4 protein-coding genes and 7 pseudogenes are annotated in these 14646 nt (G+C 49.8%); 5 read left to right on the top strand and 6 right to left on the bottom strand.

All coding sequences use genetic code 11. The features are described 5' to 3' along the window. Positions 1 to 320: 320 nt before the first annotated feature. A complete protein-coding gene (locus JZM24_RS06745) occupies positions 321 to 722 on the bottom strand; it encodes a VOC family protein (RefSeq protein WP_215670035.1) in 402 nt (133 codons plus the stop codon). Positions 723 to 942: 220 nt separating this feature from the next. Here JZM24_RS06745 and JZM24_RS06740 point away from each other — a divergent pair, with 220 nt between their 5' ends. Then, complete coding sequence (locus JZM24_RS06740; protein ID WP_215669112.1) at positions 943 to 1836, top strand: AraC family transcriptional regulator; 894 nt, start codon at positions 943 to 945, stop codon at positions 1834 to 1836. 695 nt (positions 1837 to 2531) lie between these two features. Here JZM24_RS06740 and JZM24_RS06730 read toward each other — a convergent pair. Beyond that, complete coding sequence (locus JZM24_RS06730; protein ID WP_246579903.1) at positions 2532 to 3692, bottom strand: replication initiation protein; 1161 nt, start codon at positions 3690 to 3692, stop codon at positions 2532 to 2534. A gap of 620 nt (positions 3693 to 4312) precedes the next feature. On the opposite strand from JZM24_RS06730, the gene JZM24_RS06725 reads away from it, so the two are divergent. The 3 genes and pseudogenes from JZM24_RS06725 to JZM24_RS06715 form a co-directional block, all read left to right on the top strand. After that, a complete protein-coding gene (locus JZM24_RS06725; protein WP_215669111.1) occupies positions 4313 to 4843 on the top strand; it encodes an SEN1982 family lipoprotein in 531 nt (176 codons plus the stop codon). Positions 4844 to 4853: 10 nt separating this feature from the next. After that, positions 4854 to 5129, top strand: a pseudogene (locus JZM24_RS06720) (hypothetical protein). A 963-nt stretch (positions 5130 to 6092) separates the two neighbouring features. Then, a pseudogene (locus tag JZM24_RS06715) lies at positions 6093 to 7153 on the top strand (IS3 family transposase); the annotation flags it as partial. A gap of 177 nt (positions 7154 to 7330) precedes the next feature. On the opposite strand, the pseudogene uxuR reads toward JZM24_RS06715, so the two are convergent. The 3 pseudogenes from uxuR to uxuA all read right to left on the bottom strand — a co-directional run bounded on the left by uxuR (position 7331) and on the right by uxuA (position 11212). Next, positions 7331 to 8108, bottom strand: a pseudogene (gene uxuR / locus JZM24_RS06710) (Uxu operon transcriptional regulator). 345 nt (positions 8109 to 8453) lie between these two features. Next, positions 8454 to 9926, bottom strand: a pseudogene (locus JZM24_RS06705) (fructuronate reductase). Between the two features lie 96 nt (positions 9927 to 10022). Further along, positions 10023 to 11212 (bottom strand): annotated as a pseudogene (gene uxuA / locus JZM24_RS06700) (mannonate dehydratase). A 368-nt stretch (positions 11213 to 11580) separates the two neighbouring features. On the opposite strand from uxuA, the pseudogene JZM24_RS06695 reads away from it, so the two are divergent. Then, positions 11581 to 12353 (top strand): annotated as a pseudogene (locus JZM24_RS06695) (transporter substrate-binding domain-containing protein). 72 nt (positions 12354 to 12425) lie between these two features. On the opposite strand, the pseudogene JZM24_RS06690 reads toward JZM24_RS06695, so the two are convergent. After that, positions 12426 to 14570 (bottom strand): annotated as a pseudogene (locus tag JZM24_RS06690) (TonB-dependent siderophore receptor). Between the last annotated feature and the right edge of the window lie 76 nt (positions 14571 to 14646).

Below are 14646 nucleotides of genomic sequence, written 5' to 3'. Positions count from 1 at the left end.
TGCCGATCTCAGCAGCTGTGCTCGTTGATAAGGGGATATCGGATAGCTGTAGTTTCGAGTACACATGTCGATTCTCTCCTGAAATGGAGTGGCAGGCTAAATCAATCGAGATGATTCAAACAATATAGAATCGCTTATTTAATGCGTAACTATTCAGTTGACAGCGTCAGCATCGTCATGGCATTAAACGAGGATAATGACTTGGCGAAACCGCGGAGCGGTAAGCGGCTGTCAGATAATGGCCGCCTCAGCGCGGCATCTGTTACCCTGATTGCCATAAGGTCATTGACTGGCCTCATCCTTCAGCTGGTGTTGCGTGTTTATTTTGTCTGTTGCCAGCTTTTAAACACAAATTCCAGGCTATAGCCATCAGGATCTCTGACTTGAGCCGCGTAATAGCGTGGGTCATAGTGCAGTTGCGGGCTCGGGGGATGTATTTCACTGGCGCCGGCCAATAGCGCTTCGGCATGCGCCTGGTTAACCCTCTCCTGCGATTTGGCCGCGAAGCCAATATGGACCGAATCCGTTGCCACTGTTCCTTGCCTAAGCCAGAAGACTATCCTACCGTTAGCGCCAAACCCTTTCAGGTCGGGATGGCCTGCGGGGCCGTCTTTACCGTCATAGTCGTGGCGACGGTCGAGGCCCAGTAAGGGCAGCACCCTGGTATAAAAGGCGAGTGCGCGTTCCATATCGCTTACGGTAATAAAGACATGATCCAGCATGCTGCACTCCTGTATCCGATAATAACCGCCCGAGACCTCTGCTCTCCGGGCATAAATTTCCCCGCCATCGGCGCTGAGCAATAAAGCAATAACAGATGATAAATCTGACACAGCCAAGATTACGCCAATCCTGTGGAAGTGGCTGGTGCAATGCTGTTTAAAGGTTGCCTAATCCTGCTTTTCTCTTGTTGCCGGCGTACGGGCATGTTATTTATCGTCCATGAAAAAACAATGGTATGAACTCCGCCAGCTGGCCTCCGGCGCAGGCAATCAGCGCACCGAAACCGGACTACCGCGCGTGGCGATGGTGCAGGGAGACATTCCCGAACACCGCCTGACTGCGGTTTATGAACCGATGATTAACCTCATCCTGGCCGGATCAAAAAGCATGACGGTGGGGAACAGAACCTACCGATACGATCCTGCCACCTATTTTGTCATGTCGGTGGCTTTACCGGCGGTCGGTAAAGTGCAGGCGGATGACAAGACCGGTGCGCCGTATCTCGCCGTCATCCTGACGCCTGAACCGGAGATTATCGCGGACCTGCTGGCCAATATGCCTGATTCTAGCAGTGCGCCGCTGCACGGCACAGGTTTTGCGGTCGCGCCGGTGACAGCGGAATTATTGGATGCCTGTATAAGGTTGCTACGTCTGATGAGTAAGCCGGACGACATCGCCGCGCTGGCGACGCTGTACGAACGAGAAATTCTGTTTCGCGTGCTTCAGGGCCCGCTTGGCGCGTTGCTCCGGGATATTGCCACCCCTGACACGCATTTGTCCCGTATTTATACGGTGATCAATTGGATAAAACAAAACTATATGCAAGCGGTTCGGGTTGACGAGCTTGCCAAGATGGCCGCGCTGAGCGTGTCGGCGTTTCATCGTCACTTTCGGGCCATCACCGCGCTTAGCCCTGTGCAGTACCAAAAACGTATTCGATTAATGGAAGCTCGGGAAAAGCTCGTCTCCCGGCGTGAAAATATCACCACAATTGCCCTTTCTGTCGGCTATCAAAGCCATACGCAGTTCAGCAGGGAATACTCACGCCTCTTCGGCCGGCCGCCGTCAGTGGATCTCGCCAGACTGAAACACGGCCATGGCGGCGCAAGATAAAACGGATTGCCTGGTCGCTCTCTTTAACCAAGCGTTTGTCGAACATTAACCTGTCGGCTAGCCACCCGATAGTGTGCAAAGCTCGTGGCGGCGAAATAAAAGCCTGCGAGGCGGCAATGTACATGAGAGAGCGGTCTGGCTTGGGTGTTAGGGTAGTGAAAGTAAAAATTGCTTAATGATTTTAATCGTTAACGGTGGATGGGGTGAGTGAATCATCCGGCTTACCTATGGGCGAAAATAGGCAGTATTCGGAGGGGGCGGGTGCGGAGGATGCCTTCCTGATCTAGGCTACGGGAGACGACAGAGACAAAAAAGCCCGCAGGGATTGTGCCATGCGGGCTCTTAGGACTTCATTGGAGACTCTGGTACGCTGGCGTCCCTGTGGTTTACTTTATAATATACTGATCTTTAGAGTAATTATTATTTTATTTTTGGTTAAGGGTTCAATAAAGGGTCCTAAAAATGGCGTAAACACAGATTTTACTTTCTCAAGAGCTAAAATCTTCAACATTGCGGACGGTGAGGAGTTGAACTCACGCCATAAAGAATATTTATACAATGATTGGTTGCTTGAATGCTATAATAAAGGTCCTTTTTATAGCATACTTAATACTTACAAAAAAAAGTAATCACGAAACGCAGGAAGCATTACGCTCTTTTTATAAAGAGAAAGATACAAGCAGAAGAGTGGTAAGTTAGTCTCTTGATAGCGAATGGTATTTAGAATAAGTTTTCGAGCATTTAGGGTTATATATGAAAAATATACTAAATGAAAAATATCTTCTATAATAAGCAATCGCACTATATTCGGTTGTATTCATACTGTCAGCTACTTCTTTCCATTTCAAACCTGATGATCTTAAATTAAACGCAAGACTGCGTTTTTCATCTGCTTGTCTTTCATAATTTTCACGAGTAATACCGTAGTATTTAATAACGGTTGAACGTGATACTCCTGCAGCTCTCGCTAGATCTTTTGCTTTTATCTTTTTGCCATTGATTATCATAATAAAATCTCCAGTGCTTTTGCTAATCTTTTTTCTCACTTGTTTTTTTGATTTCTTACCACGTATTGATTGAATAATAGAAAACTGTTCTTTTGAGAAATTTTTCCATGTCCACTTGCATATACTGGTGCAGATCTGTTTTACTTCATTATATGATAAAGGGTTGTCTGGGTTGCTATGATTATTTAGTAGGGCTACCATTGAGAACATCTCATTATAAAAATCATAATATCCTTTATTCACTTTATATTTTAAAACATCTCTATACGCTATTATCATCAAATCTTCAAATAAATTAACATTACGTCCTAAACCATAAGTCGGATTTTTCCTTTTATTTATAGAGGTTATGGTCTCAGGAACAAACTCAGCCAAATAATCTAAATCATATGCCTTGGTATCCGTCCATGTTGTACGCCACTCCGCTTCGTTTGCTGGGTTTTTCATTAAAATATCAGCATAGGCTCTATCAGCGTCCAATCTTTCTGTAAAACCACATTGAACAATGGATGTTAGTTTTAGTGGTTTCATTCTTGCAGAATCTGTTTTTAATACCGGATTTTTCAAAGCATAGAGCAAATGCGCATGACCGTTTCTCGTGTTCTGTATTATGGTATTAGGACGGGGCAAATCAGCCAGATCCCACGCTATAGCACCTCTCTCATGATCTACATCGAAAACCAAGCCATTAATAAAAGACCTATTATTAAATCCTATGTATTTTTTTAATAATGCCTTTTCCTTCGGGTTTCGGTAGACGCCATCATTAAAATCATCTGTACTTAAAGCATATTTCTGAATTTGACTTTTAAATCTATCTATATTATATATATCTTGTTCTAAATACATTGGGTTGTCCTTAAAGTTAATGCTCCTTTTTATTGGTTTCTCGATTGAATAAAAAAGGGGCTTTATATTTATCTATTCATAGAGCATCGCTCATTATTATTTGTCTATTTAATCAATAATGCATTTATATATTTTGTCAAGTGACGAAATAGCCATATCAGATATTAGGTATTATTTGATTGAAAATATTACACAGTTAAGCGATATTTTTAATACATAGGTAGCTTATGTTTTTATAGCACTAATAAAATATAAAGCAGGACTAGAACTAAAAAACCATAGGGCCAAGCTTAATTTAGCAAAGGTAAACCATAACTATAAATATCCCGCGCCAAATAACCCACCATAAAACTTTGCCGTTGTTATCCAACATCAAGAGCTGAATCCTTAATAAAAAATGATCGGTAAAAAAGATCAATGTAAATACATTGATAGTTTTTAGCAATCAAAAGACGCGTTATTAATTGGTTTTAGCAATCAATTTAACGCATGTGATAGTATGTAACTATCATTATGTGCTTTTCGATCGGTACAAACGATATGACGCATAATCAATTTAATTGAATTCTAAGGTGTTTACAGATCAAGCGTAGATCTGTGTCATTCGTGAGGAAAAAGGTATGCGTAAAATTATGTTAGTAGCGGATGCGGCTGCCCTGCTGTCGGGTTGTGGTGAAAAGGGTGACTTTGAGAAAGCTATAAACGCCAAGATCGGGCAGGCCAGATATTGCTTCTCACTGGGGGATAACAATACCAGTTTCCCCGTCCGTCTTGCCAAACCTCGACTTGACCCGACTGGCACAGGGACAAATTCGGTAATCCTTGATGGCTTTATTGAGCAAGGACTGATGGTTTTTGATAAAGACTATGACTTCAATGTATTAGGAATAACAGACGAAGAAATAAAAGCTAAAGTCTGGAGCACAAAAGATGGTGCCTGTGTAGGTCGTCGGGCTGTAGACGAGATTAAGGAATGGACAGAGCCGGGTAACGGCGGCCAGAAGGTTGTTCGCGTATCCTATACGTGGAAGCTTGTTGACGTTCCGAGCTGGATTGACAAAAAAGCGTTCGCCAGCGTCAAGGGTATGAATGAACCTGCTGATGGTGCTATGAATCTTGTCAAAACAAGCAATGGCTGGAAGGCGAACTAAGGAGACAATTATGAAAAATAATACAATCCAGTGTCCTTTTTGCCTGAAAGAAAGCCTGCGTGGGGTTCACGTATGCAACGGGTGACAGGCTTCCGTACTGCATGGAACATTTCCCGGTTGGTATGCTGCTGTGATCATCCTGCTGGCTTTTGGCTTGTCTTTTCTCATTGGCATGTCAACAGGTATTGCAGGAGCTACTATTAGCTTACCGCTAATATTTGCTGTTGGATTTATGGTAGGCAAAGATATTTTTTCTGACAATATTGTATTCAGAAGAAGAATGTAAAACATGTCTTCTAAGGCGATGGCTCGCAGTGCGAACCATCACCTATATAAATTTTATTTCATCCCCTATGTCATCAAGCACTAAATCGGAACCCGCAAGCGGGACCCCACGATTTAGCCCTTGACGATTTGACCCCGCTGCAAATTTTACGCAAGGCTACCAGAAAGACAATATATTATTCACCCCATCTTTTATTTGCATTTTATTAGACGTGCAGTGTATTTATTTATGTATCCGCTATTGACTGGTTTTTTAGATCGGTTATTTATTTAAATATAAGTGTAGTTCAGCTTTATATTTTTGTTTTTCGGAAACTGAGGCAAGGAGTAATAGCGTATCCGCTATTCTCTCCCAATCCTTCGGATTACCCCCACGCGCTACGCTTGGAGGGTTGTTAAAATATCTACCCTTCCGCCTATTCCCCTTGTCAAAGGGGAGGCGGTAAATCAAACCCCAAAGGTTTACTTTGGATATTATAAATAATATTAGGAGTTATACATATGTCGCACGATTTTAGTATTGAAAGAAAAAAGATAAAAAAGTATCTTTCTTTTTTGGTTGTGTTGATGCTGTTTTTTATAAAAGTTTTCATTGTGAAAAATATAATAATAATTTTTCAGGTAGCAATGAAGGTAAAACAATAAGTAAAAAAGAAGCAGAAAACGCATTGAATAAAATAATAAATAGCGAAGAAATAAAGAACTATCCAGATCCTGATCGTATCAATGACATTAGAGATTTTTATAATAACGTTGTTTTAAAATCAGAAGAAGATAAGTTTTATATTCATTTTAGTTTAGGGGGTTAATATATGCTTATAGCAATAGCAATAGCAATAGCAATGATGCTTCTTTGTATCATGTGATTTAGCCTGATTTATCCCCCTGAAACACCAGACAGTAGCTGTATCTCCAGATAAGAGATAGGCTTGAATATATGTCTAACACTAACGCCAATTTTGATATGACCGGGATCCCGTTAGGTCAAGAAGTCCGTAAACGTAAAACTCCTCAGGAAAAAATGGCCATTATTCAGCAGAGGATGGAGCCCGGCATGAATGTCTCCCATCTCGCACGACTGCACGGTATCCAGCCCAGCCTGCTGTTTAAGTGGAAAAAGCAATATCAGGAAGGCAGCCTCACTGCCGGGGAGGACGTTGTTCCTGCCTCTGAGCTTGCAGCTGCATTGAAGCAGGTCCGGGAGCTCCAGCGCCTTCTGGGTAAGAAGACGATGGAGGTTGAGATCCTAAAAGAAGCCGTGGAGTACGGCCAGTCACGAAAATGGATAGCGCACGCGCCCTTGTTGCCAAAGGCCGGGGAATAGCACAGGTCAGCCGCGCCATGAGCGGGTCGCGTGCGCCGCTGTCACTGCGGATTAAGCGTTCTGCCGACTGGCAGGACAGGCGCTGTAACCGGCGTAATGACGAAGCAGACGCTGAAATACTGTCGGACATCCTCGACATCATCAGCGATATGCCCAGCTACGGCTATCGGCGGGTGTGGGGCATCCTGCGTAAACAACGTCGCGCAGAGGGACTGACGCCGGTAAATGCGAAACGACTTTACAGGATCATGTGTGAGCATAACCTGCTGTTATTACATTGAAAACCAGAGCGGCCGAGGCGTGAGCATAAGGGCAGGATCGCGGTGGCAGAAAGCGATATGCGCTGGTGTTCAGATGGCTTCGAGTTCGGCTGCGACAACGGTGAAAAACTGCGGGTCACGTTCGCACTGGACTGCTGCGACAGAGAGGCCATAGACTGGTCTGCGAGCACTGTAGGCTACGACAGTTCGACCGTGCAGGATGTGATGCTGAGGTCGGTAGAAAAGCGCTTCGGCGACAGGTTACCCGATACAGCGGTGCAGTGGTTGACGGACAACGGTTCAGCGTATACCGCGCATGAAACGCAGAGGTTCGCCAGAGAACTGGATCTGGAGCCCTGCACAACAGCGGTGAGCAGCCCGCAGAGCAATGGCATGGCCGAACGGTTCGTGAAGACGATGAAGGAAGACTATATCACTCTCCGAGAGAATACCGGCGGCAGCGGGCTTCGTTAACTTAAGATACAAAAGCTGTACGGAGATGGCGGGGCAAGATCAGTCAGAGTCAGTCTTGCCGGTTGAGCATTATTTAGCAAGCGGCCGCATGAAAGAGAAAAAACGGGCCGCGAGGGTTTGTACGCCGACCCGCTTGCCGAGGGTTTACTCGCTGTGGCTTAAAGGCCAGGATTCAAACAGATAACCATCAAAGTAGATATCATCAACATCGGAGAATTCAAGCAAGCGCAGTTTGACGTTTTCCAGGTGTTGCCACATGGCGAACTTAGCACCGCGCGGATCTTTTTTAATCAGCGCCGCCAGGATCTGTTTATGGTCATGCAGCCATTCTTTACGATAGCGGGTATTCGCCAAATGGCGATGCAGCTGGATCCACATGGGATTATTTTCGCGCCACTCCCAGCTCTGCTTAAACAGTTCCACCAACATACTGTTATGGGTTGCGGCGGCCACCGCCAGATGAAAATGCATATCGCCATTTTCCGGGCCGTTGGGAGAATCTGAGGCCAGCTCTTCTTCCTCCAGCGACAACGCCTGACGCATATTGACGATGTCCTCACGGGTGGCCCTGCAGGGCGGCGAACTCGGCAATATTGCTTTCAAGCAGTTGACGCGCCTGCAGTTGCTCAAACGGACCCGCGTCATTACAGACGATTTGCGCGTCTTTGTCCTTACCGCCCGGATGCGCTTCCGGTGTGCTGATGACAAAAATGCCCGCGCCGCGTCGGACCTCAATCAGCCCTTCCAGCTCCAGCATAATGAGCGCTTCGCGAATCAGGGTGCGACTCACGTTCAGCATGTCGGCAATTTCACGCTCCGGGGGCAAACGTTCGCCGAGCACATAACGCTTTTGCGCAATCATGTCACGCAGAATACCGCCTACTTCCTGATAAGGACGCTGTTGTATGAGACTCGATTTCATAGTGGCTTTGTCACTGTCGGTTAACATCTCTGACTAAGAAAGGCGCGGCGGCAATAGCCAGATACCGCCATAGCGCCGGCCATTGGCCCTGTCGTTATAATGGCATATTTTCAGCCGCGATGCCATTTTGGGCGCCCTCTTGTCAATTTGGTTGACCAGACGACGCAAGTATGGCGGCATAATCCTACGCGGCCCTTAGCGGGCAAAAATTCTGCCACTGTCGCTCGCTGATGTGCTGTGCTGTAACGCATTTAGCCCGCTCGCGGCCAGACAGGCAAGCGTAGAGGTAAATACCTGTCTGTCGGCACTGCCGCGCGCCGCACAACATACGGCGCGCGCAGGCGGCTATCGGCTCAGCGCTGCCACCGCGGCCCTGGACCCCAACCGGCAAAGCCGCTCATAGGCCTCGGTGACCACCGCAACAAATTGCGCATTCGCCGGCAAATCATCATCAAAAATACTGCGGATGCCGAGCAGCGCTTGCACGCGCGCCGGACCGCTGGGATATTGCCGGTTAACGGCCTGGAACGTACTGCTTAGAGGATCTACCACCTCGATAGTGTCGCCCTGCTCATCCTTTGCCAGGATATAGCGCATCCACCCCGCCACACCCAGCGCCAAATGGCGATAATCCGTTCCCTGCGCCAGGTGCTGACGGATAGGATCCAGCATGCGCTGCGGCAGTTTCTGTCTGCCATCCATGGCGATTTGCCAGGTTCGATGACGCAGCTAGGGGTTAGTGAATCATTCAATTAATAGTTTGGCGTAGGCCGCAAAATCCGTGCCGACGGGCATGGACAAGCTCGGCGCCTGTTCCTGCATCATCAACGCTAAGGCCGCCTGACGATAGGGGGCATGGGTCATGGTATCGGCGATGGTGTCACATCCCCCCAAATACCCCAAATAGGCCAGGAAGGAGTGGCTACCGTTCAGCATGCGTAGTTTCATCATTTCAAAGGGAACCACATCATCCACAAATTGCGCGCCGACGCGGTCCCAATCGGGGCGGCCGTTGACGAAGTTATCTTCGATGACCTACTGGCGAAAAGGTTCGCAGGCGATAGCGCAGGGATCGTAAACCCCGAGGCCGCCGGCAATCTCGTCTAACACTTCCGGGGTCGCGGCGGGAACAATGCGGTCAACCATCGTACAGTGGAATGTCACCTCATTCGCTATCCAGTCGGCGAGGCCGGCGTCGCGCGCCCGGTCAAGTCCCAAAACGGCGACCCGCGCCACATGACCATTTTCGCGCAGATTGTCGCAGGACATCACGGTAAAGGGCAGCAGGCCCTGTTGCCGGCGCAGGCGCAGCGCTTCGACAATATAGCCGATGGCGGAACGTGGTTCACTCGGCGTGGCCAGGTCATGTTTAATCAGCGTATTTGCCAGATCGAGTTCACCGCTGGCCGCTTCGGCGCAATACCCTTTTTCGGTCACGGTCAGCGATACGATAGCCGTTTCCGGGCGAACCATGGCCTCCAGAATGGCGCGGCAGCCATCAAGTTCGGGATGCAGCGCCTCTTTCATTGAACCGATAATCTTCAGTTCGGTGGCCTCAGCGCCCTTTTCCGCAACGGTGTAGAGAAAGTGTTGTTTGCGTAGGGCATCAATCAAAAGCCGATCGTTACCGGGCATCAGGTTGACTTCGCAATACCCCCAGTCCGATGCCGTCGTTTCCAACAGATGATGGGTGAACAGCGCTTGATGGGCGCGATGAAAGGCGCCGCAGCCTAAATGCACCATCCGCGCCGTTAGACGTGAGGTGTTCCAGGCGGGCCGGGCAACGATCAGCGTGCCGGTGGCAATAGTTGTTTCCATGAAAGCCTCCTACCCCTCGGCCCGCCGACAACATGACCGGGCGATAAGCCGAAGGGATCTTTAGCAAACGGCACGGTTCTATCGTGCCAAAGCGGTTCAGTGATGAGTGAAATAGACGCGCTGGATGGTCAGTTCGACGCCGCGTATTTCCGCCAGACCTTTTAACCGGCCAATAGCGGAATACCCCGTATTGGTTTTCTTGGTCAGATCGTCGAGCATCTGGTGTCCGTGATCGGGACGCATCGGGATGGCGTCTTCGTTGCCGGCGTTCTTACGCCGATGTTCTTCGTCTGCGATGGCCTTAATGACTGCGAACATGTCCACATCCCCCGCCAAATGTGCGGCTTCATGGAAACTGCGTGGATTGCTTTCGCGTTGGGTCGAACGCAGGTGGGAAAAATATATTCGCGGCCCGAACCGCTCGACCATTGCCACCAAATCGTTGTCGGCGCGCACACCGTAGGAGCCGGTGCAGAAGGTAAAGCCGTTAGCCATGCTCTTAACAGTGTCCACCATCCATTGCATATCGTCAGCGGTGGAAACAATACGCGGCAGCCCCAGAATAGGCCGCGGCGGATCATCGGGATGTACCGCCATTCTGACGCCCACTTCCTCCGCGACCGGAATAATGGCACGCAGGAAAAATAGGCGAAGTTCTCACGCAATATGTCGTGATCGATGCCTTCATAGCGCGCCAGCTGAGCGCGGAATTGGTCCAGCGTATAGCCCTCTTCGGCACCCGGTAAGCCGGCGATGATATTGCGGGCAAGGCGCGTTTTCTCCTCTTCGTCCATCTCAGCAAAGCGCTGCGCCGCCTGTTGCACTTCCTAGGCGCTGTAATCCGCCCTGGCGCCGGCTCGCTGCAGGATATGCAACTCAAAAACGGCGAAAGCTACTTGATCGAACCGCAGGGCTTTGGCGCCATCCGGTAACTCATATTCCAGATCAGTGCGGGTCCAATCGAGAATCGGCATGAAGTTGTAACACACCGTTCGGATGCCGCATGGCGCCAAATTTCTCAGCGTTTGCTGATAATTGTGGATCCACTGGTCATAATGGCCGCTGTGGGTTTTGATATCTTCGTGAATCGTGACACTTTCCACCACCGACCACGTAAGCCCCGCCGCCTCGACTATCGTTTTGCGCTGCTGGATGTCCTCAACCGTCCACACCTCACCATTCGGGATCTGATGTAATGCGGTAACGATACCGGTGGCTCCGGCTTGTCGTGCATCCGCCAGTGAAACCGGATCGTTAGGACCATACCAGCGCCAGGTCTGTTTCATTTTCTACCTCATCAATATGCGATCTTCATGCCGCGCAGGGCCGACACTGAGCGTTAAGCGCCAATTGGTTGACCAAAATAGAGTTATCAGTGTCACCAACGGCCAATTCGGTCTATAACGTGTGCCAAAAAGCAGAAGATATCAACCTAAACGCCGAATTTGGTTAACCAAATCACATTTTTCTTCGTTTCTGTAAGCCCAGCGAGTGTTAATACGCCGCGGCCACAACTGTCAGATACGACGGTGACGACACGTGTTAAGGGGATAAGTTATTGAGCAACACCCGTCCTTTCCCAGAGCAAATCGCGGCATAATTCGTTTACCGGCGGCCATTGTTGGCCGCTCAGTGACGATAGGGAGATCGCATCATGATTAACGCGCTACGCGCTTGTGTTTTGCTGAGCCTAAGCGGCGTCGTTTGGGCGCAATCGCGCCTTGACCACATATGCAGCAGGGGGTATTACGGGTCTGTACCACGGGCGATTATCGGCCCTATAGCTTTTTACGCGGCGATGGGCGCTATGAGGGAATCGATATCGCCATGGTCCAATCGTTGGCCGATAGTCTGCCGGCCAGCATCCAATGGGTGCCCACCACTTGGAAAACTCTGATGAAGGATTTTCACCAGCAATCCTGCGATATCGCCGGGGGCGGTGTATCCGTTACGCTTGATCGGCAAAAGCAGGCCGGTTTTACGCGGGTGGTGAGTGTCGAGGGCAAAATACCGCTGGTGCGCTGTGCAGAACAGCAACGGTTGCACAGTCTAGTGCAGATGGACCGACCGGCGGTACGGGTCATTGCCCCGGCGGGCGGCACCAATGAAGCAGTAGTGCGTAAACAATTGCCGCGGGCCACGCTAATCCTGAGCCATGATAATGTGGCCATTTTTCAGCAATTGGTTGACCATAAGGCGGATGTGATGATCACCGACGTGCAGGAAGCGTTATTTCAACAGCAACGCTACCCGTGGTTATGCGCCGTACGTCCCCATGCGCCGCTGCAATACGGTGAAAAAGCCTATATGCTGCCGCGAGACGATATGGTTTGGAAAATGTATGTCGATCAATGGCTGCATTTGCGCCAGGCAGACGGCAGCTATCGGGCGTTAGCCCGCCAGTGGATGGCAACGGCAGCCGATTAACGGTTGCCGCCATCGGCCGCCCTGACCGCCAGGGCGGTCATTCAAGCAGAGTCGTTCACCTCTTACGCCGGGTTAAAAGTCATAACCGACCGTTGCCAATACTGAACGCTCTGCCCCCCAATAACAGTAACCGGTGCCATAACAGGCTGCGACATAGTCTCGATCGGTGAGGTTATTGGCATTCACCTGAACATACGCGCCTTTCAGGCGGCTATCCCATGCGCCCAAATCGGCGCGTACCGACGCATCCAGGAGCGTCACGGACGGCACGCGCAGGGTGTTTTCGTTATCCGCCCATTGTTTGCCGATATAACGCCCCCCGGCGCCCACGCTGATACCATAGTCAAAACGGTAATGACCCCAGAAGGAGGCCGTTTGATTGGGAGTGACATAAGGGGTATGGCCATCATTGCCGTCAACAGAGTCTTTAAAGCGAACGTGATTGAGAGAATAGCCGGCAAGGGTGCTCAGGCGAGAGGTAATCTGGTTATGGGCTTCAAGTTCAATCCCTTGGGAATGGACTTTACCCGACGGCGTATAGGTGGCGGTGATGATATCGCGATTGGCGACATCTTTTTGCATCAAATCATACACCGCGATGGTATACAGATCATAGCTGCCCACCGGTTGATATTTCAGGCCGGCTTCATACTGCTCTGAGGTGGTCGGTTTAAGCAAATTACCGTCGGCGCCGGTCAGCGATGTCGGCGTAATGGCCTGACTGTAGCTGATATAAGGCGAAACACCGTTAGCAAAGGCGTACAAAAGCGAAGCACGACCGCTAACATGATCGTCGGAACGGCGCACAGCGGTGTCATAGCTGTGGCCTACCTGCTTGGAGACAATACGATCGTAACGCCCCGATACATCCAGGTGCCATTGACTCATGACCATCTCATCTTGCAGATAAACACCGCTTTGGTAATAGCGGCGAGTATTGTTGTTGTCGTTGTAATAGCCTGGAATTGTCAAGGCGGGATCCTGGAACAGCGCACTGCCCGCCGAGGCGCCCGTTGCGGCATTCAAATAGGTGCCGTAGGCGCCGCCGTCCAACAAATCGTTTTTATATTGATGATATTCCGCGCCGAGTACTACCTTATGATCCACGGCCCCGGTGGTAAAATCCGCCTGCACCCGGTTATACATCGCAAACGCATCCAGCGAGGAGCGTTCCCCGGTATAATAGCGGGCCAATAGATCGCTATCCCCTACCCAGCCGCCCTGGTACACCTGATCGATTGCAACATTGGAGTGCGTATAGCTGCCGGTGGAATGGACCGACCAGGTATCGTTAATGACATGCGCGAAGTCATAACTGTAAATCTGCTCCCGACGCTTGTATTGATCCAAATCGCTTTCACCGTCATAAAAGCTGCGGCTCAAGCGGGAACCGTGGCGTTCGTTTAAACTGCCGTCGGACGGCACCGCGCTGTGATAGCCTACCGAGGGATCTTTTTGCCAATAGGCTTTCAGCAGCAGGCTGGTATTTTCATTGGGTTGCCAAAGCAGCGAGGGAGAAATGGCATAGCGTTCCTCGCGGGTATGATCGTATTGGGTATCGCTGCTGCGGGTCATGCCGGTAATGCGAAATGCTTATTGATCATTTATCGCGTTGGTATAATCAAAAGCACCGCCTTTAGTATTTTGCGAGCCGCCATACAGCAGGAAATGCCCTTCTTCGGTGAATTGCGGGCGTTTCGTCGTCATATTGACCAGGCCGCCCGGCACGGTCTGACCATAAAGCGCGGAAGAAGGCCCTTTAATGACATCCACGCGTTCAAGAAACCAGGGATCGACCTGCAGGTTATTATGGCTACCGCTGTCGCTCATAACGCGCAAACCGTCCAGGAAGGTATTATCCACATCACCACCGTGGAAACCGCGCAGCGAAATGGTATCAAAACGCGTCGCCGCCCCGGCGAAATTGGTGAAAACCCCGGGGGTATAATTCAGCACCTGATTTAAATCCATCGCGCCCTGATCGTCTATTTGCTGACGGGTAATGACGGAAATGGATTGCCCGGTGGTGATAAGCGGCTTATCGGTTTTGGTCGCACCAGTGCTGGTCTTGGCGGTATATCCTGAGGTGGGGGCGTCTGCGCCAGCGTCCTGTTGGGCGGTCACCACAATGGTTTCTTCCGCCCCCGCCATCAGCGGCAGGGTTAACGCCATGAAGCACATGAGCGCAGATGTTTTGATCTTGAAAGCGTTAGTCATTCACATTATCTCTTTCTTAAACCGTACAGCACCCGTGCGGCGCGTTTTATGCCCCTGCGACCGGGTGATAGAGGCA

Origin of the sequence: Candidatus Sodalis endolongispinus (genome assembly GCF_018777395.1) — a bacterium.
Classification (GTDB): Bacteria; Pseudomonadota; Gammaproteobacteria; order Enterobacterales; family Enterobacteriaceae; genus Sodalis_B; species Sodalis_B endolongispinus.
This window is presented reverse-complemented; position numbering and strand designations above follow the sequence as displayed.

Coding starts and splice junctions, on each gene's coding strand:
- JZM24_RS06745 (WP_215670035.1), bottom strand. CDS start 722: ATGCTGGATCATGTCTTTATTACCGTAAGCGATATGGAACGCGCACTC.
- JZM24_RS06740 (WP_215669112.1), top strand. CDS start 943: ATGAAAAAACAATGGTATGAACTCCGCCAGCTGGCCTCCGGCGCAGGC.
- JZM24_RS06730 (WP_246579903.1), bottom strand. CDS start 3,692: ATGTATTTAGAACAAGATATATATAATATAGATAGATTTAAAAGTCAA.
- JZM24_RS06725 (WP_215669111.1), top strand. CDS start 4,313: ATGCGTAAAATTATGTTAGTAGCGGATGCGGCTGCCCTGCTGTCGGGT.